The sequence below is a fragment of the Campylobacter sp. IFREMER_LSEM_CL2151 genome, from assembly GCF_025771725.1.
Lineage (GTDB): Bacteria > Campylobacterota > Campylobacteria > Campylobacterales > Campylobacteraceae > Campylobacter_D > Campylobacter_D lari_C.
In genome coordinates, this window is the sequence record NZ_JAKMQT010000008.1 from 60705 (window position 1) to 78402 (window position 17698).

Below are 17698 nucleotides of genomic sequence, written 5' to 3' on the forward strand. Positions count from 1 at the left end.
TATTAACGTGTTATTTTAACATAAAAAGGCTTGAAATTTAAAGTTTAAGCAGAAAAACTGCTTAAACAGGTATAACGCGTATGTTTGGACTAAGTTCTTCTTGTAAGATATTTTCTATAGCATATAAGGTTGCACCACTTCCACTTGAACAGCCACTACATGCTCCAAGATAACGTATGTATATATCTATATTTTTATTTTCACTTTTTTGGATATCGATTACTTCCAAATCTCCACCATCACCGTGTAACATAGGACGCACATCGCTATCTAAAACAGCCTCTACTGCTTTTAGTTGTTTAACCATGGTCATATCATCAAAAGCAATATCGGCTTTGCTTTGATCTTTTAGCTTTTCTCTTTCCATTTCAGCCCTAGTTTCAGCTAAAATATCTACAAGATAATAATCTTTTTTCTCATGTCCTCCAGGCTTAACACAAGATTTACAAAAAGCACCTGCTTTAGTAAATTGCGTGATTTCTTCTACTGTATGTAAATCATTTAGTTTGATTACTTCTTTGATGGTTCCAAGGCTTACCCTAGCACACTCACAAACTATAATTTGATCTTCAAAGTCTTCAGGATTAACACCTTTATAATGCGCTGCAGCTTGTTTGATAACATCATAAGCCATAACCGAACAGTGCATTTTTTGCGGTGGAACTGCAGGAGTTTCAGGGTTATCTCTCATAGCAAATTCAACATCTAAATTTGTAATTTTTACAGCCTCATCTACAGTTTTACCTATACAAAGATCAACCATAGTATCACTACTTGCTATTGCTGTACCACAGCCAAAGCTTTTAAATTTAGCATCAATGATTTTATCAGTTTTTTCATCCACTAACCAATAAAGCCTAACCGCATCGCCACAGCTTTCAGCTCCAAAATCTGCAACAATAAGTTTTGCATTTGCTTTTTGTGCATCTTCTTGTGTGAATTCACCCATATGTTGAGGGTTATTCATTCTATCTTGTACTTTTTGAGAATACTCATCCCAAATTGATCCGCCAATTAAATTATTCTTTGCCATTTTTTATCCTTTAAATATTTTCAGGCTTATATGCATAAGTACTTGAGATTGCTCTAAGTCTTTGCGTTGCTTTTTTTATTTGCTCTGCTGCATAATCAATTTCATCTTCTGTGTTAAATCTTGATAAAGAAAGTCTTAGAGCAGTATGAGCTAAATCATTTTCAGCACCAATTGCCTCCATGATAGGATTACTCTCAAGTGCTTCGCTAGCACAGGCTGAACCAGTGCTTGCTGCTATACCATTTTTGTTTAAATCCCAAAGCATAGCTTCGCCTTCTACACCTTTAATACTTGCTAAGATGGTATTAGGAACCCTTCTTGATCTATCCCCAACTACACTTGTATCAGGCATAGCTAAAATTAAATCTTCTAATTTATCTCTTAATCTTCTAATGTGTGAGTTTTCAAAATCAAGCATAGTATTTGCAATTCTTAAAGCTTCTGCCATTGCTATAATATATGGTACATTTAAGGTTCCACTTCTTCTACCACCCATATGTTCACCACCATGTAAAAGCGGAGTTAATTCTATATCCTTTTTAATATAAAGTCCACCTACACCTTTTGGACCATGAAATTTATGTGCAGAAAATGAAGCAAAATCAACCCCAGCTTTTGCAAAATTAACCTTGATTTTCCCAACAGCTTGAGTTGCATCAGTATGAAATAATGCTCCATATTCATGAGCAATTTGAGCCATTTCTTCTATAGGAAAAATCATGCCAGTTTCATTATTTGCCCACATAATGCTTACTAGCGCAGTTTTATCTGAAATAGCTTCTTTTAAATCTTTTACACTAGAAACACCCTCATGATCAACGCCAAGTTCTATGACTTTTACTCCTAAAGATTTTAAAAACATAGCACTAGCTGCTACTGCAGGATGTTCTACACTAGAAATAATTATTTCATTTCTATCGCTATTTAAAATTCTATCAAAATACACACCTTTTAATACCCAATTAATACTCTCTGTAGCACAGGAAGTGATAATGATATCATCTAAATCGCTTGCTCCAAGTCCTGCATAAAGTTTATCCATAGCTTCTTTTAAAGCAGGATGAGTTGCACTACCCCATTGATGAAGGCTGTTTGGATTGCCATAATGTTCTTTTAAAAAAGGTTTCATAAGCTCATAAGCTTCTGGTGCGAGCTGTGTTGTTGCATTGTTATCTAAATATACTTTCAAATTATACTCCTTTAATTAGGATAATTTTTATCTTTTTTGTTAATATACACTAAAATATTAAATTTAATATTAAATCAAGTAAGTTTTTAACTTGTGCAAAAATTTTTGTTATTATTTTAGCACAAGTTTAAGCCATAGCATTTAAATAAGAGTGTAAAATTTTATTAATACTTGCTTGTCTTTTGCGATTTTCTAAAAATTGAGTATCTAAAAGTTCTTTTTGGGTGTTTATTTTTTCAAGGTCTATATTAGAATCATTTTGATTGAACTCTTTTTTTAAAGCTTCAAAATCTTTGCTAATTTGCTCACTATAAAGACTATAAATAGAGCTTGAATTGGCAAATTCTTGCATATTGATATTATGCTGATAGTTAATGTATTGTTGAAAGAAAACTGAAAGTTTATCTTCTGAAGTATTGTTTTTATCTACCCCATTAATATGTAAGTATAAATCAAAACTCATTTTTTCTTTGTTGCTTTCACTTAGATAATCTTGCATGCTCATTTGACCTCTCATGAGTTTTTGAAAATTTACATTAGAAGACATATCTAACTCAATAGGCGATAGAAAAAAATTAGCTTTATTGTGATTTTGTTCTTTTAAATCATGATAAATATAATTGAGCAGCAATCCACTTTTAGAAACCTCCCCTTGTTTATTTAAATAAGGTTTTATAATAGGATTACTAGCTGTGTTTTCAATGCTCGCATTGAATGCAAAATCTCCTATTTTATTATCAAGCATTAAGGTATTTAGATTTTTATTTGTTTCTTTTGCATTTTGTAAGCTTTTGTCATTTTCATAAACTTTTAAAATTTTTCCTTCATAAGTATAGCTATAACCTTGATTTAACTCAGAAATTTGCGTTTTACTTAAAAAATCATTGTCATTGTTTTGAAACTGTGGATTTATAGTTTTTAATGTATTGTGATAAGTGTTTAAAAGTCTTGGTAAGTCTATTTTGTTGTAGTTTAAATTCTCATCAAGCTTTATAAGTTGTTTTGAAATTTCTCTTATACTTTTTATATTAATATCATAATCAAGAGGTAAAGCAGCTGTTTTATTAAGATCTTTTTCAAAAAAACCTTGCTCATTAATTCTAAAACCAAATTCACTTGCATAAGTTACTTTATAATCTAAATTAGAACCTTTTATATCAAGTAAATCACTTTTAATATTGGTATTTTCTTTTTTTTCTTCTGCGTGTCCAGTTTTTGCAAAAGGATAATTTGCAAAATTCTGATACGGATTAACATTAGAATTTACAAACATAACTCTTCTCTTCAAAAATATTGCTTAGCTTTAAAAAAGCAAAAGCTATGCCAAAATTTTTGAATCGAAGAGAAAAATTAAGCGTAAATGTCAAGTAATCCTGAACTAGTGCTAGGAGTAGTAGTTGGAGTAGGGTTTGCATTTACGCCTTCAAGTACTTGCATTACTGCATTTTCATTGGCTTCTATGGTTTTTTTCATCATAGTAGTTGCAATGTTAAGCATTAAACTTGCTTGATTGTTAGTAACTTCGCCCATAACATACTCCTTTTGTTTGGATTAGTAATATTATCGGCAAAGTTTGGTTAATATTAAGCTATATTATAAATTTTTGATAAGTAGTGATTGTGAGTGTTTTCTTTTGCTTCAAGCATATCGATATAGTTTTTAAACTCATCCATATCTTTAAAAAGATTTTTCATAGTAGCACTAATTTCGCTAGAAAAATTTTGAAGATTGCTTTGTGTTTTTAAATATCTTTCTATTTGATAAATTCTAGCTACTTCTCTTTCGTACTCATCTTGAATCATTCTTTTTGCACTAAATTCTGCATTCAAGCTTTTTTTATCATTGATAATAAAAGATTTTTTTTGATTATTAATTTTAAATTCAACGATAAATTCTTCTTTTGAATTAATAATCTTTAAGTATTTTAACTTAGCTTTATCTTCTAGTAAAACAAAGCTTACACACTCTAAAAACATATGTGTAAAGATTTCTCTTTCAAAAATATTTTGACAAATATCAGTATATTTTAAACCTAAGTTTTGCTGATGATCTAAAAACGTTACATTTGACATGATCCATCCTTTTTTCATGACTTTTTATCATAAAAAAAGCAAAAATCATTCCAATTATTGCATATCAATCATCTTTAGCATATTAATCGTATCTTCAAATTCAAAACTTTCTTCAGGATTTTGACTTAAAAATTGTTGCATAAAGTCTTTTTTAGCAATGGCTTGATCGAGTTCTTTATCGGTACCTTTTTGATAAGCACCAATTCTAAGTAAAACTTCATTTTCTTTAAGCAAAGAATTTAAACGCTTAAATTTTCTAGCAGCTAGTTTGTGTTCATCACTAATAATATCCCCCATAACTCTTGAGGCTGAATTTTGTATATTTATAGGCGGATAAATTCCAAAGTCAGTAAGTTCGCGACTAAGTACTATATGGCCATCAAGTATTGATCTGCTTTGGTCGGCTATTGGATCACTCATATCATCTCCATCAACTAACACGGTAAAAAAAGCCGTTATAGTGCCTTTACCTTCTTCTTTTCCTGCGCGCTCCATAAGCTGAGGTAAAAGACTTAAAACGCTTGGCGGATAGCCTTTTGTCGTAGGAGGCTCACCTAGAGCTAGGCCTATTTCTCTTTGAGCCATAGCAAAACGCGTTACACTATCCATGATAAATAACACATCTTTGCCTTGTTCTTTAAAATACTCAGCCACACTCATAGCGCAAAATGCTCCGTATTTTCTCATCAGCGCGCTATCATCACTTGTTGCAACGATTATGACAGTATCATCAAGTTTACCACCAAGATTTTTTTGTATAAATTCAGGAATTTCTCTACCACGTTCCCCTATTAAAGCTATGACTTTAATCGGAGCTTTGGAATTTTTTACTATCATACCCATAAGGGTTGATTTTCCTACCCCACTTCCTGCAAAAATCCCAAGCTTTTGTCCTACCCCGCAAGTTAAAAGTGCATCTATTGTTTTAACACCTACTGGAAAAACTTCTTCTATCAAACCTCGTTTCATTGCATCAATAGGTGCACGCATAATAGGCATAAATTTACTTGCCTCAATAGGTCCTTTACCGTCTTTTGGTCGCATAAAAGGATCAACCACTCTTCCTAAAAGTTTATCACTAACACCTATTTGCATACCCGCATCATTAATAAAAGCACGATCGCCTATTTTAAAACCTTCCACAAAACCAAAAGGACTTAAATAACTTAAATTCTCATCTACTTCTACCACCATAGCCATAGCTTCTTTGCTCTCATCTTCACTAGAAACTATTTTAATAATATCACCTATGCTAGTTTTTAAACCATTTATTTCTATACTAGTACTTGAAATTTTAGTAATTTGTCCAAAAACACTAGCAAGATTTTGTGAAACAATTTTGCTACGAAGTTTTTCTAAACCCATTAAAATCTAACCTGTTTTGCTGAGTTAATTAAGGTAAAAAATTCTTTTCTCGTTTTTTCACTTTTTAAAAAACTACCTCTTAATGCTGAAGTGCTAGTGGTAGAATTTGCCTTTTGCACCCCACGCATTTCAACACACATATGTCTTGCTTCAATAACCACCCCAACGCCTTTTGCACCTACATGTTCCATTAGTGCTTCTGCGATTTGCTCTGTGAGTTGTTCTTGAATTTGTAAGCGTCTTGCAAAAACTTCCACAAGGCGAGGAATTTTACTAAGTCCTACGACTTTTTTATCTGGTATATACGCAACATGCACGCGCCCAAAAAAAGGCAAAAGATGATGTTCGCAAAGACTGTAAAATTCTATATCTCTTACTAAAACCATTTCATTGTTTGAACTTTCAAATAAGGCATCATTTAGTATTTGTTTTGGATCTTGTTTATAACCGCTATTTAAAAATTCAAAAGCCTTAAAAACTCTTGTAGGAGTTTTTAAAAGCCCTTCTCTTTGTGGATTTTCCCCGATAATTTCTAACATATTTTTTACTGATTGTTCAAATTTTTCTTGCATTTTTTCTCCATCAAAAATTAAAATTTTAACATATTTTTATTTTTATATAAAGTGATAAGGAAAATTTTGGTATATTATCAAAAAATTTTATTTAAAAAGGGAAAATATTATGGAAGTTACAGCAAAACTAATTGATTTTGCAAATGCAAATGCTACTGTGAAAATTGCTCAAGGAGCTATTAAAGCAGAAGTTGAAAAATTAGCTAAAAAAGCGTCTAAAACTATGAAAATGGATGGTTTTAGAGCAGGAAAAGTTCCTGTTGCTGCTATACTTAAAAGATATGAAAAAGAGCTTACAAGAGATGCGGAGCAAGATCTTTTAAGAAATGCTGTAGATGGTGCTTTAAAAGAAGTTCAAAAAGAGGCTAAAGATTTAGTAGGTGAGCCATATTTTGAAAAATTTGATAGAAAAGATGGTGCTATTGAGGCTCAAATGGTATTATCTTTTAGGCCAGAAGTAAAATTAGATGGATATGAAGAACTAATTCCAACTTATAATACACCAAAAGTAACTCAAAAAGAAATTGATGCAAAAAAAGAAGAATTATTAAAAAGATTTGCTACTCCTGAAGCGATTAAAGAAGCAAGAGCTTTAAAAGAAGGCGATTTTGCTAAATTTGATTTTGAAGGTTTTGTTGATGGTAAAGCTTTTGATGGTGGAAAAGCTCAAAATTATGTTTTAGAAATTGGTTCAAAACAATTCATACCAGGATTTGAAGAAGGTATGGTTGGTTTAAAAGCAGGTGAGGAAAAAGATATTAATGTAACTTTTCCAAAAGAATATGGCGCAGCGCATTTAGCAGGAAAAGATGCAGTATTTAAAGTAAAAATTCATGAAATTCAAGAACTTAAATTACCTGAATTAAATGAAGAGCTTTTAAAAAGCTTGTTGCCTGAAGAAAAAGAACCAAGTGTTGAAAAATTAGATGCAAAATTAAAAGAGCAACTAAAAAATGAAAAAATCTTTAAACTTATCAATGATGAGCTTAAAAATCAATTTGCAGAAGCTTTGGTAGCTAAGTTTGACTTTGTTTTACCAAGAAATATAGTAGAACAAGAAACAGATATGCAATTTAGAAGCTCTTTGAGAACTTTAAGCGAAGAAGAATTAAAAGAATTTAAAGATGAGGCTAAATATAAAGAAAAAAGAGAAAGTTTCAAAGAAGATGCACAAAAAAGCGTAAAATTAACTTTCATTATAGATGAGCTAGCAAAACTTAGAAATGTTACAGTAAGCGATCAAGAATTAATCCAAGCGATTTATTTTGAAGCTTATAGATATGGCTTTAACCCACAAGAACATTTAGACAATTACAAAAAACAAGGTGCATTGCCTGCCATTAAAATGTCTTTAATTGAAGAAAAACTTTTTGCTGATATTTTCAAAAAAAATGACAAAAAGAAAACTGAAAAAGAAAGTGAAAAATAATGAGCTCATACATACCTTATGTGGTTGAAAAAACAAGCAGAGGCGAAAGAAGTTATGATATTTATTCAAGACTTTTAAAAGATAGAATTATCATGCTAAGTGGCGAGATCAATGATGATCTTGCTGCTTCTATCGTAGCTCAGCTTTTGTTTTTAGAGGCTGAAGATCCTCAAAAAGATATTTATCTTTATATTAACTCACCAGGTGGGGTTGTAACTAGTGGATTTAGTATTTATGATACAATGAATTATATTAAAGCTGATGTAAGTACTATTTGTATTGGTCAAGCTGCTTCAATGGGTGCATTTTTGCTAAGTTGTGGTGCTCCAGGGAAAAGATTTGCTTTACCAAATTCAAGAATTATGATCCATCAACCACTAGGTGGAGCAAGAGGACAAGCAACTGATATAGAAATTCAAGCAAAAGAAATTCTAAGATTAAAAGCAATTTTAAATGATATTTTGGCTAAAAACACCAAACAAAAACTTTCTAAAATAGAAAAAGACACCGATAGAGATTTTTTTATGAGTGCAGTAGAGGCTAAAGAATATGGCTTAATCGATAAGGTTTTGGAAAAAAGTTTTAAATAAGGAAAAACATAGCAATGTTAGATGATGATTTATTTGCCGATTTAAATTTAAGTAGCGATCCAACTCCAGCCAAAGAAGCTCCAAAAATTCAAAAAATTAGTGGAGGTGAATTTGAAAAATTTGCAAAGTCTATTTTGACTGAGCTTGTGAAAGATAATGTACCTCCAACGCCAACTAATTACGGAGTTTATTTTCAAAAAATGCTTGAAGAACGTCCGGTAGCTTTTAAGAAAAAAGTTAGTGAGATTATGGAATTTGAGCAAAATGATGATGGTATCAAACGTGCAAATATAGAGCAAGAAATCAAAAAAAGTTTTAGTTCTACTTCGGCATTATTGCAATACATTGCTATGATTTATAGGCATCTTGAAACAGTTAAAGATATGCTAAGAAGACGTAATTCAGAACTTGCAATTAGCACAGGAAATTTAGCAGTATCTAATGTGATTCACGCGCTTGAAGCAGATCTTTCAAGATTTTCTAGTATTTTAGATAAATATTCAGATGAGATTAAAGAAAATTTTGATGAGGTTAGACAAACTTATAAACATATAGAAGAGCAAAGTGATTTTGATTCTAAATTTGGAGTTTATAATAAAAAATACTTTTTAGAAAATTTAGAAAAAAGCATTGAAAGTAATGCAAAATATAACTATCATACTTCCTTAATATTTTTTAGAGTAAAAGAAGAAATTCTTGAGCAAACTTATACTCAAAAAGAAAAAAATGCTTTTTTAAAAGGCGTGTGTAGAATTTTTAGTAAAAATGTCTCTTCAAGTGATATAGTTGCTCATTGTGGAAACAATATTTTTGCTATGATGATTTCTCATACAAATTTAGAAAAAGCACAAGAAATATGCAATAAAATTTTAGAATCTTTAGAAAATTCAAATTTTTTCCTAGCAGATAAAGAAATAGATGTAGATGTTGAAGTGGCTATAAGTGCTGTTAATCAAGATAGCAAGGGTGAAGAATTAATAGAAAAATGCATTGAAGCTTTAAAAGATTCAGGAAAAAATTTAGAACCCTTTATAATAGTGGAAAAAGAAAAATGATAAGAAAGATAATTACCTATCCTAATCCAAGATTATTTTTAGAGTCAAAAAAAGTAGAAAATTTTGATAAAGATTTACATATACTTTTAGATGATATGTATGAAACAATGATAGCTAATAAGGGCGTAGGTTTAGCTGCTATTCAAGTTGATGTGCCAATTAGAGCTTTGCTTGTAGATATTGGTGATGAAGAAGGTGAGCAAAAAGAAGATAAGCAAACTCTTTTAGAAATTATTAATCCCATTATAACACCTTTAGATGATGAAAAAATTTCTTGCAACGAGGGTTGTTTAAGCATACCAGGTTTTTATGAAGATGTAATGCGCTATAAAAATATACAACTTGATTATCAAGATAGGTTTGGAAAGCCACAAAGTTTACAAGCGCATGATTTTTTAGCAGTGGCTATTCAACATGAAGTTGATCATCTTGATGGACATTTATTTATAGAAAAACTTTCTTTTTTAAAACGCCAAAAATTTGATAAAGACTTTAAGAAAAAATCCAAAAAGAACAAATGAAAAAACTAAAATGTGCAAGTTTTTCTACAGAGCTTGATATTATCGATGTAGAATCAACTTTCACAAGAGGTTTGCCAGGTTTTAGTATAGTAGGCCTTGCAAATTCTACCATCAAAGAAAGCACAGAAAGAGTTAAGGCAACTTTATTAAGTCAAAATTTTAATTTCCCAGCACAAAAAATCACTATCAATCTTAGTCCATCAGATATCCCTAAAAATGGCTCTCATTTTGATTTGGCTATTGCGATTTTGATTTTATTTCAAAAAGAAAATTTAGATGACTTTTTTGTTTTTGGAGAACTTGGATTAGATGGAAGTATAAAAAGTACTGCTAGTTTATTTTCTATCTTGCTTTTTTTAAGTGCAAAAGTACAAAATGCCAAAGTAGTAGTACCAAAAGCCATAGCGCAAAAAGCTTCGATGATACCTAACTTAACAATCTATGCTTTGGAAAATTTAGCCCAAGCTATGGATTTTTTTAAAGAAAAAAATTATGAGAATTATCATATAAATAATGCTCATCCTTTGTTTGAAAATGCCATAGAAATTAATAATCAAAAATATATAAAAAATTCTATTTACCCTTATGATTTTAAAGAAGTTAAGGGTCAAGAAAATGCTAAATTTGCTTGCATAATAGCAGCTTTGGGTATGCATAATATTTTATTTGAAGGTAGTCCAGGTAGTGGTAAAAGTATGTGCGCTAAAAGACTTCCTTTCATCATGCCACCACAAAGTTTGAAAGAAATTTTAGCCCAAAATGCCTATAAGTCATTAAATTCTTTAGATGATGATTTTAGTGCTAGTAGGGTTTTTAGAAGTCCTCATCATACAAGCACTAGAGCTAGTATTTTTGGCGGAGGAACTAAAAATGCTAAGATAGGAGAAATAGCACTTGCAAATGGAGGGGTTTTGTTTTTTGATGAGTTTCCCCATTTTTCAAAACAAATCATAGAAAGTTTAAGAGAGCCGCTAGAGGATTTTAAAATTCTTATTTCAAGAGTTAATACTAAAGTAATTTATGAAACTAAATTTTTATTTGCTTGTGCGCAAAATCCCTGTCCTTGTGGAAATTTGTTTTCTAAAAGTCTTGTATGTCGTTGCCAAGAGATGGAAATTAAAAAATATAAAAATAAAATTTCATCTCCTATTTTAGATAGGATTGATCTTTATGTAGCTATGGATGAGATTTCGCATGAAGATAAAACAAGCTTGACTTCTAAGCAAATGAGTGAAATGGTTTTTAAAGGATTTTTATTTCAAAAACAAAGAAAACAAGAAGAATTTAATGCTAAATTAAATGATGAGCAGCTGAAACAATTTTGTATTTTAGATTCTACTGCGAACGAAATTTTACAAAAGGCTATAAATTCATATAATCTTTCTCAAAGAGGGGTAAATAAAACCATAAAAGTAGCAAGAACCATTGCAGATTTAGAGCAAAGTGAGTTGATTTTAAAAACTCATATTTTAAAAGCATTAAGTTTTAGAATGAGAACTACATAGGAGAAAAAATGGATAACAAAAGTGTGGCGATCTTTATTGATGCAGAAAATATTCCTTCAAAATATGCAAAATCTATTTTTGATATCACTTCTGATTATGGAGAAATCGTTATAAAACGAATTTATGGAGATTGGACACAAAAAAATATACAAAATTGGAAAGAACAAATCGCACAATATTCTATTATCGCTATGCAGCAATTTAATTTTATAGCTAATAAAAACTCAAGCGATATGTACTTAATCACTGAGATTATGAGTTTTTTTTATGAAAAAGATATTGATATTTTTGTCATTGTTTCAAGCGATAGTGATTATACTAGTTTAATCCAAAGGCTTAAAGAAGGCAAAAAGCAAGTTATAGGTATGGGTTTAAAGCAAGCTGTAAAATCTTATGTGAATTCTTTTAGTGAATTTTTTTATTTAGATCAAGATGAATCTAAAGAAAAAGTATTAAGCACTAAAGAATATATCAAAGATTTAATCAATATCACAGAAGCCTTAATAGAAGAAAAAGGCCGTGCTGAATATGCTCAAATTCGCACTAATATGAATAGAAAACACGCAAATTTTATCCCCCAAAATTTTGGTTTTAAAAATTTTAGAGCTTTAGTAAAAGAGTTTTTACCACAAATGAAACAATTTAAAGAAGGTAATGAAAAAAATATTTATTTTCTTATTGAAAAAACAAAGGCTTGATAATGGAAAATATCTTGATAGCCTTTTTAGTTGTTGTAATTTTAGCTTTTATATGGTATGTGTTTAAAAGCCAAAAAGAAAAAGTAAAATTGGAGTTTTTAGACCAAAACAATATAGCATTGCAAAATCAACTTGCTAATTTAGAGCTTGAAAAAACTACACTCATGGAAAAAAATTCCAAACTTTTAGATGAAAAAATATTATATTTATCTAAAAATGAGGCTTTAGAAGCAAAATTAGCTCAAAAAGAACAAACCCAACAAGAACTTTTAAATATACATTTAAAAGAGCGTGCGAATTTAAAAGAAGAATATACTCAAACTTTAATAAAACTAGAGGAAAAATATAAGCAAGGTTTAGTGGAATTAAAACAAGAATTAGAACAAAATTTACAAAAACAAAATGCTAATATTTTAAACCAAAACAAACTTATGCTTAATGAGGATACAAAAAAAATCTTAGAAGAAATTTTCTTGCCTGTGAAAAAAAGTGTTAAAGAATACAATGAAAGATTGAATTCAAATGAAATTAGTCTTAAAACCCATATTGATAATATGTTTAAATTTAGTCAAAATATGACAGAAAATGCAGATAAGCTAGCTAAAATTTTAAAGGGCGATAAAAAAATTCGTGGTAATTTTGCAGAATTGCAACTAAAATCTGTTTTAGAAAATAGTGGTTTGGTAGAGGGCGTGCAGTATAAATTGCAAGAGAGATTTCAAGAAGAGGGTAAAACCTATATTCCTGATGCGGTAGTATTTTTAGATAAGCAAAAAAGTATAATCATAGATGCAAAATTTTCTTTGCCAAGTGATTTTGCTTTTGAAGATATTAGTCAAAACACCTGTCTTGATCTAGCTTATAATCTAAAATCAAGAATTGATGAGTTAGCCAAAAAGCCTTATATGCAGTATGATAAACACACTTATGAGTTTATTTTGCTTTTTATACCTTATCAAAATATCTTAGATTTGATTTTAAATGTAGATCTTGAAATTTATCAATACGCTTATAAAAAAAAGGTTTATTTAACTACACCAAACACTCTTTTTATGGCACTAAATACGATAAATATTTCATGGAAAAATATACAAAGTAATGAAAATATCTTAAAAGCTTTTGATGAGCTTGGCAAATTTCATGATAAATTTGCAGGTGTTTTAGATGATTTTGAAAAAATCAAAGAAAATGTTAAAAGATTAAACTCAAATGTAGATAATATGCAAACAAAGCTTACTCATGGAAGTGGAAATATCGCTTCAAGAGTGATAAAGCTTAAAGAGCTAGGCGCTAAAACCCAAAAGCTTATAAAATGTGAGATGAGCGATGAAAGTAGTATTTAAAGATAATGTTTCTTATGAAAAAGAGCTTGTTGAAAAAGGTTTGGATGAGTTTTTAATGATGGAAAATGCAGGCATAGAGCTTGCAAATTTGATTAAGAAAAAAAGTAAAAACATAAAAAATGCTAAAATTTTATTTTTGCTTGGTACTGGTGGAAATGGAGCTGATGGACTTGTGGCCATTAGACACTTAAAAAAAGCTTTTGCTTATGTTGTGCCATATAAAAAAAATACGATATTTATCAAGCAAGAGCAAATTTTAAAAAATATAGGTTTTAATTTCTTAAAAAAAGAACCTAAATTTAAAGATTTTGACATTATAGTTGATTGTGTTTTTGGAAGTGGTTTAAATAAAGCTTTAGATGAAAATTTACAAAGAATTTTTAAAAAAATTACTAAAAGCAAGGCTTTAAAAATAGCTTGTGATATTCCCAGTGGGCTTGGACAAGAGCTATGTTTTAAGGCTGATTATACTCTTTGCATGGGGGTAATTAAAGAAATTTTATTAGAAGATTTCGCAAAAGAATTTGTAGGTAAAATTAAAATTGCGAATTTGGGTTTAAAACCTTATATGCAAAATACTTCAAGTTTTTTACTAGAAAAAAAAGATTTAAAACTCATTACAAAAAAGGCTAACTCAAATAAAGGTGATTTTGGCCATGTTTATATTTTTGCCAATAAAAGCGCGGGTACTTTAGCTGGACTTGGTGCTTTAGGGTTTGGAGCGGGGCTTGTGTCTTTAGTGGCTAAAGAAAGCTTTTCGCCTTTGATTATGCTAAAAGATGATATTGAAGGCAAAATAAATGCAGCTGCTATAGGTATGGGGCTTGATGATTTAAGTATTTTAAAAGATGAAAGATTAAAAAATATTCCTTTAGTCTTAGATGCAAATTGCTTTCAAAGTGAAAATTTGCTTTTATATCTCAATAGAGAAGATGTTGTTTTAACCCCTCATCCTAAAGAGTTTTCTATGCTTTTAAAGCTTTGTTTTAATGAGGATATAAGCGTAGAAGAAATTCAAAACAAACGCTTTTTTTATGCAAGAAAATTTAGTTCTAAATTCCAATGTGCTTTGGTGTTAAAAGGGGCTAATCCTATCATCGTTCAAAAAGAAAAACTTTTTGTAGTAAATTGTGGCAATGAAGCTTTGGCAAAAGGTGGAAGTGGGGATGTGCTAAGTGGCATGATAGCGGCTTTACTTGGAGCTAAATTTAATGCTTTAGAAGCTGCTAAAAATGCAGTATTAGCTCATGCTTTAGTAGTTAAAAATTATAAGAAAAATAAAATTAGTTTTGATGCTTTAAAATTAATAAAGGGGTTAAAATGCTTATAAAATTAGCAGTTTTATTTAGTGGTAATGGAAGCAATTTGGAAAATATTTTAGAAAAATTACATAAAAAAACTTTTGGTAAAAATACCTTTGAAGTGGTTTTGTGTGTATGCAATAAAAAAGAAGCTTATGGCATACAAAGAGCTTTAAAATATAACCTTGATACTAAAATCATAGAACATGAAAAATTTACTTCAAGAGAAGAATTTGACGCAGAATTAGTAAAAATTATAAAAGAAAGTCAAGCAGATTTGACCATCTTAGCAGGATTTATGCGAATTTTAAGTCCTATTTTCACTCAAAATATAAAAGCTATTAATCTTCATCCTTCTTTGCTTCCTTTATTCAAAGGTGCTCATGCTATCAAAGAAAGCTATGAAAGTGATATGAAAGTAGCAGGCATTAGCGTGCATTGGGTTAATGAAGAGCTTGATGGTGGTAAAATCATTGCACAAAAGGCGTTTGAAAAAGCTAATTTAAACTTTGAAGAATTTGAAGATAAAATCCACCAGCTCGAACATACACTTTTGCCTGAAACCATTGTAAAAATTTTTGAAAATGATTAATTTTTCATCATTATAATTACGCTTTTGTTTAAGGAAAGTAAATGTTTGAATGGATTTTTAGTGTAGATGCTTGGGTGGTATTGCTTACTCTTACAGCTTTGGAGATTGTACTAGGTATTGATAATATCATTTTTCTAGCGATTTTAGTTTCTAAATTACCACCAGAACATAGAGATAAGGGTAGAATTCTAGGTCTTGCTTTTGCGATGATTACTAGAATTTTATTGTTATTGTCTTTATTTTGGGTGATGAAACTTGTCACACCTTTATTTAGTATATTGGGTAATGAAATTTCAGGTAGAGATTTGGTGCTTTTGCTTGGAGGTTTGTTTTTAATAGTTAAGTCTATTAAGGAAATTAAAGAAAGTATAATGCACCAAGAGGAAAGTCAAAGTAATATAAAAATTAGTAATAAGCTTTGGGTTGTAGTTGCTGAAATAGCTGTGATAGACATAGTATTTTCTCTTGATAGTGTTATTACTGCTGTGGGCATTGCTCAAGATATAGAGATTATGATTATTGCTGTGATTATTGCAGTTTTAGTTATGCTTTTTGCCTCTAAACCAATTGCAGATTTTGTAGAAAAATATCCAAGCATTAAAATCTTAGCCTTGGCATTTTTAGTAATGATAGGCTTTGTTTTAGTATGTGAAAGTTTTGATATCCATATAGATAAAGCATATATTTATACAGCTATGGCTTTTTCTTTGATAGTAGAAATTTTAAACATCATTTCACAAAAAAAACAAACAGACAATTCTTAAAATATTTAGCATTTTTTATGCTAAATATTTTTTTATCTTGACTTTTAATATTTTTTTATGTAAAATAACGCTTTATTTTTGTACATCGGGGTGTAGCGCAGTCTGGTTAGCGCACTTGGTTTGGGACCAAGGGGCCGAAGGTTCGAATCCTTTCACCCCGACCATTTTTATAAATGGTGAGTGTAGCTCAGTCGGTTAGAGCATCAGATTGTGGTCCTGAGGGTCGTGGGTTCGATTCCCATCACTCACCCCATCAGCGCTCGTAGCTCAACTGGATAGAGCGACAGACTTCGGATCTGTAGGTTATGGGTTCGATTCCTATCGGGCGCACCATAAGCCTATTGTTACTTTTATTTTTATGCGCTCATAGCTCAGCTGGATAGAGCAACGGCCTTCTAAGCCGTAGGTCAGAGGTTCGAATCCTCTTGAGCGTACCACTTTTGCGGATGTGGTGAAATTGGCAGACACGCCAGACTTAGGATCTGGTGCAGCAATGCGTGAAGGTTCAAGTCCTTTCATCCGCACCACTATTTTAAAATTCTTTTAAGCATTTAAATTTTTACAATTCATCTTAATCGTATTTATAATAATAAGTTAAATTTATAATATTATAAAATAGGAAGATGTCATGATAAATACATATCAAGTTAAAATTATCGAAAATTTTTGCAAGGATAAATTTAAAAAAGATACAAGAACAAAAGATTTTTTTCATACCTTTTTGGCTCAAAATTTAGAAATTTATACCAATATAGAAGATCAAAAGTATGCCAAAGATACAATATTAATATATAAAATTTTTGATATATGTATTATATGTATAAAAGATGGAGTCTCTGTAAGTCAAGAGTATTGTCAATTTAAAAAAGGTGTGATAGATCATATAGTTGTATATACTGATGAAAACATGAATGATGGTAAAATATCGCAACTATTAAGAGGTAGTTCTACATTAAAAATAGATAAATCAAATTGTTATGATAATCCAGATATTAAAGTTGTGTTTTCAGAAAAAGGCTTTTTGTTTCAGGCTAGATTTAATAATTGTGAAAGTAAATTTAACGATACAATGACTATGTTTGCGCTTTCTTTGGCTTATCGTGAGAAAATGGAGTATTATTTAAATTTAACTTCAAGCATTATAGATAAAGAAAATTATCATGATGTTATTGATATTAAAAAAGATTTTTATGTTTTTAATCTAAAGTATTTTTTTAGTAATCCAGTGCACTATAACTACCAACAAAAACATGCAATATGGAAAATTATATTTCAATATTACAATATTTTAGAGCAACATCAAGAACTTAAAATCCAGATAGAAAATCTTGTTGATATTTTACATATTGAACAAAATCAAGAAGAATATAAAAAGGAAAAAATAAAAGAGAATAAAAGAAAAAAAATCGAAATGATTTTTTTGATTATCGGTGGTTTTGTTACTTTAGCTTCGTTAGTTAGTGCATACAAAGACGCTATGGAACTATTTGGTTAAAACCGTATATTGTTTTGGCAAAACAAGCGTTTTAACTTTATAGTTAAATATGTTTTATGCAAAAATTTAAAAGCCTTGCTAAAATTTTTTGGAGTTTTTTATCCTCTTATATCTCCTATTCTATATTATTCTACATTCCTTCCGTTATTTCCCTAAAACAAATTTCTTTAAATA

The 17698-nt window shown here is 30.0% G+C and carries 18 protein-coding genes and 5 tRNA genes; 16 read left to right on the forward strand and 7 right to left on the reverse strand.

The genetic code is table 11. The annotated features are described in order from the left end of the window. Nucleotides 1-61: 61 nt before the first annotated feature. From L8V82_RS06865 to folE, 7 genes are all read right to left on the reverse strand, one after another. Nucleotides 62-1033 carry an iron-sulfur cluster assembly scaffold protein gene (locus tag L8V82_RS06865; protein WP_263724450.1) on the reverse strand — a complete coding sequence of 324 codons (972 nt, stop codon included), beginning with the start codon at nt 1031-1033 and terminating at the stop codon, nt 62-64. A 10-nt stretch (nt 1034-1043) separates the two neighbouring features. After that, nucleotides 1044-2222: a NifS family cysteine desulfurase gene (locus L8V82_RS06870; protein ID WP_263724451.1), complete on the reverse strand. Its 1179-nt coding sequence runs from the start codon at nt 2220-2222 to the stop codon at nt 1044-1046. A gap of 127 nt (nt 2223-2349) precedes the next feature. Then, nucleotides 2350-3495, reverse strand: a complete 1146-nt coding sequence (locus tag L8V82_RS06875; protein WP_263724463.1) for a hypothetical protein — start codon at nt 3493-3495, stop codon at nt 2350-2352. 77 nt (nt 3496-3572) lie between these two features. Then, complete coding sequence (locus L8V82_RS06880; protein WP_087699165.1) at nt 3573-3752, reverse strand: putative motility protein; 180 nt, start codon at nt 3750-3752, stop codon at nt 3573-3575. Nucleotides 3753-3805: 53 nt separating this feature from the next. Next, complete coding sequence (locus tag L8V82_RS06885; RefSeq protein WP_263724452.1) at nt 3806-4294, reverse strand: hypothetical protein; 489 nt, start codon at nt 4292-4294, stop codon at nt 3806-3808. A gap of 54 nt (nt 4295-4348) precedes the next feature. Beyond that, nucleotides 4349-5659, reverse strand: a complete 1311-nt coding sequence (gene fliI / locus L8V82_RS06890) for a flagellar protein export ATPase FliI (protein WP_263724453.1) — start codon at nt 5657-5659, stop codon at nt 4349-4351. After that, a complete protein-coding gene (gene folE / locus L8V82_RS06895) occupies nt 5659-6231 on the reverse strand; it encodes a GTP cyclohydrolase I FolE (RefSeq protein WP_012662169.1) in 573 nt (190 codons plus the stop codon). Before folE ends, fliI begins: the two co-directional genes overlap by 1 nt. 109 nt (nt 6232-6340) lie before the next feature. Between folE and tig the strand changes: the two genes are divergently transcribed. The 16 genes from tig to L8V82_RS06975 all read left to right on the forward strand — a co-directional run bounded on the left by tig (nt 6341) and on the right by L8V82_RS06975 (nt 17524). Next, entirely contained in the window at nt 6341-7660 is a 1320-nt protein-coding gene (gene tig, locus L8V82_RS06900; RefSeq protein ID WP_263724454.1) for a trigger factor, read from the forward strand. Continuing rightward, nucleotides 7660-8250 carry an ATP-dependent Clp endopeptidase proteolytic subunit ClpP gene (gene clpP / locus L8V82_RS06905; RefSeq protein WP_087699173.1) on the forward strand — a complete coding sequence of 197 codons (591 nt, stop codon included), beginning with the start codon at nt 7660-7662 and terminating at the stop codon, nt 8248-8250. The genes tig and clpP overlap by 1 nt, the downstream gene beginning before the upstream one ends. Nucleotides 8251-8264: 14 nt before the next feature. Next, entirely contained in the window at nt 8265-9305 is a 1041-nt protein-coding gene (locus L8V82_RS06910; protein WP_263724455.1) for a GGDEF domain-containing protein, read from the forward strand. Continuing rightward, complete coding sequence (gene def / locus L8V82_RS06915; protein ID WP_039642414.1) at nt 9302-9826, forward strand: peptide deformylase; 525 nt, start codon at nt 9302-9304, stop codon at nt 9824-9826. The genes L8V82_RS06910 and def overlap by 4 nt, the downstream gene beginning before the upstream one ends. After that, a complete protein-coding gene (locus L8V82_RS06920; RefSeq protein ID WP_263724456.1) occupies nt 9823-11331 on the forward strand; it encodes a YifB family Mg chelatase-like AAA ATPase in 1509 nt (502 codons plus the stop codon). The genes def and L8V82_RS06920 overlap by 4 nt, the downstream gene beginning before the upstream one ends. 8 nt (nt 11332-11339) lie before the next feature. Continuing rightward, entirely contained in the window at nt 11340-12029 is a 690-nt protein-coding gene (locus tag L8V82_RS06925; protein ID WP_263724457.1) for an NYN domain-containing protein, read from the forward strand. Nucleotides 12030-12031: 2 nt separating this feature from the next. Next, the gene (rmuC, locus tag L8V82_RS06930) at nt 12032-13372 is read left to right on the forward strand and encodes a DNA recombination protein RmuC (protein WP_263724458.1); all 1341 of its coding nucleotides are present in this window, start codon (nt 12032-12034) and stop codon (nt 13370-13372) included. After that, the gene (locus L8V82_RS06935; protein ID WP_263724459.1) at nt 13356-14702 is read left to right on the forward strand and encodes an NAD(P)H-hydrate dehydratase; all 1347 of its coding nucleotides are present in this window, start codon (nt 13356-13358) and stop codon (nt 14700-14702) included. Before rmuC ends, L8V82_RS06935 begins: the two co-directional genes overlap by 17 nt. After that, the gene (gene purN, locus L8V82_RS06940; RefSeq protein ID WP_263724460.1) at nt 14693-15265 is read left to right on the forward strand and encodes a phosphoribosylglycinamide formyltransferase; all 573 of its coding nucleotides are present in this window, start codon (nt 14693-14695) and stop codon (nt 15263-15265) included. The genes L8V82_RS06935 and purN overlap by 10 nt, the downstream gene beginning before the upstream one ends. A 41-nt stretch (nt 15266-15306) precedes the next feature. Next, nucleotides 15307-16029: a TerC family protein gene (locus L8V82_RS06945; protein ID WP_039629122.1), complete on the forward strand. Its 723-nt coding sequence runs from the start codon at nt 15307-15309 to the stop codon at nt 16027-16029. Between the two features lie 86 nt (nt 16030-16115). Beyond that, nucleotides 16116-16193 (forward strand) — tRNA-Pro (locus tag L8V82_RS06950). A gap of 12 nt (nt 16194-16205) precedes the next feature. Then, a tRNA-His gene (locus L8V82_RS06955) sits at nt 16206-16282 on the forward strand. Between the two features lie 3 nt (nt 16283-16285). Further along, nucleotides 16286-16362 (forward strand) — tRNA-Arg (locus L8V82_RS06960). A 27-nt stretch (nt 16363-16389) separates the two neighbouring features. Next, nucleotides 16390-16466 (forward strand) — tRNA-Arg (locus L8V82_RS06965). Nucleotides 16467-16471: 5 nt separating this feature from the next. Further along, a tRNA-Leu gene (locus tag L8V82_RS06970) sits at nt 16472-16556 on the forward strand. Between the two features lie 101 nt (nt 16557-16657). Further along, entirely contained in the window at nt 16658-17524 is an 867-nt protein-coding gene (locus tag L8V82_RS06975; RefSeq protein WP_263724461.1) for a hypothetical protein, read from the forward strand. The last annotated feature ends 174 nt before the right edge of the window (nt 17525-17698 follow it).

What these genes read in the sequence shown, in the direction of transcription:
- L8V82_RS06865 (WP_263724450.1), bottom strand. Translation starts at nt 1,033, where the DNA reads ATGGCAAAGAATAATTTAATTGGCGGATCAATTTGGGATGAGTATTCT.
- L8V82_RS06875 (WP_263724463.1), bottom strand. Translation starts at nt 3,495, where the DNA reads ATGTTTGTAAATTCTAATGTTAATCCGTATCAGAATTTTGCAAATTAT.
- L8V82_RS06880 (WP_087699165.1), bottom strand. Translation starts at nt 3,752, where the DNA reads ATGGGCGAAGTTACTAACAATCAAGCAAGTTTAATGCTTAACATTGCA.
- L8V82_RS06885 (WP_263724452.1), bottom strand. Translation starts at nt 4,294, where the DNA reads ATGTCAAATGTAACGTTTTTAGATCATCAGCAAAACTTAGGTTTAAAA.
- fliI (WP_263724453.1), bottom strand. Translation starts at nt 5,659, where the DNA reads ATGGGTTTAGAAAAACTTCGTAGCAAAATTGTTTCACAAAATCTTGCT.
- folE (WP_012662169.1), bottom strand. Translation starts at nt 6,231, where the DNA reads ATGCAAGAAAAATTTGAACAATCAGTAAAAAATATGTTAGAAATTATC.
- tig (WP_263724454.1), top strand. Translation starts at nt 6,341, where the DNA reads ATGGAAGTTACAGCAAAACTAATTGATTTTGCAAATGCAAATGCTACT.
- clpP (WP_087699173.1), top strand. Translation starts at nt 7,660, where the DNA reads ATGAGCTCATACATACCTTATGTGGTTGAAAAAACAAGCAGAGGCGAA.
- L8V82_RS06910 (WP_263724455.1), top strand. Translation starts at nt 8,265, where the DNA reads ATGTTAGATGATGATTTATTTGCCGATTTAAATTTAAGTAGCGATCCA.
- def (WP_039642414.1), top strand. Translation starts at nt 9,302, where the DNA reads ATGATAAGAAAGATAATTACCTATCCTAATCCAAGATTATTTTTAGAG.
- L8V82_RS06920 (WP_263724456.1), top strand. Translation starts at nt 9,823, where the DNA reads ATGAAAAAACTAAAATGTGCAAGTTTTTCTACAGAGCTTGATATTATC.
- L8V82_RS06925 (WP_263724457.1), top strand. Translation starts at nt 11,340, where the DNA reads ATGGATAACAAAAGTGTGGCGATCTTTATTGATGCAGAAAATATTCCT.
- rmuC (WP_263724458.1), top strand. Translation starts at nt 12,032, where the DNA reads ATGGAAAATATCTTGATAGCCTTTTTAGTTGTTGTAATTTTAGCTTTT.
- L8V82_RS06935 (WP_263724459.1), top strand. Translation starts at nt 13,356, where the DNA reads ATGAAAGTAGTATTTAAAGATAATGTTTCTTATGAAAAAGAGCTTGTT.
- purN (WP_263724460.1), top strand. Translation starts at nt 14,693, where the DNA reads ATGCTTATAAAATTAGCAGTTTTATTTAGTGGTAATGGAAGCAATTTG.
- L8V82_RS06945 (WP_039629122.1), top strand. Translation starts at nt 15,307, where the DNA reads ATGTTTGAATGGATTTTTAGTGTAGATGCTTGGGTGGTATTGCTTACT.
- L8V82_RS06975 (WP_263724461.1), top strand. Translation starts at nt 16,658, where the DNA reads ATGATAAATACATATCAAGTTAAAATTATCGAAAATTTTTGCAAGGAT.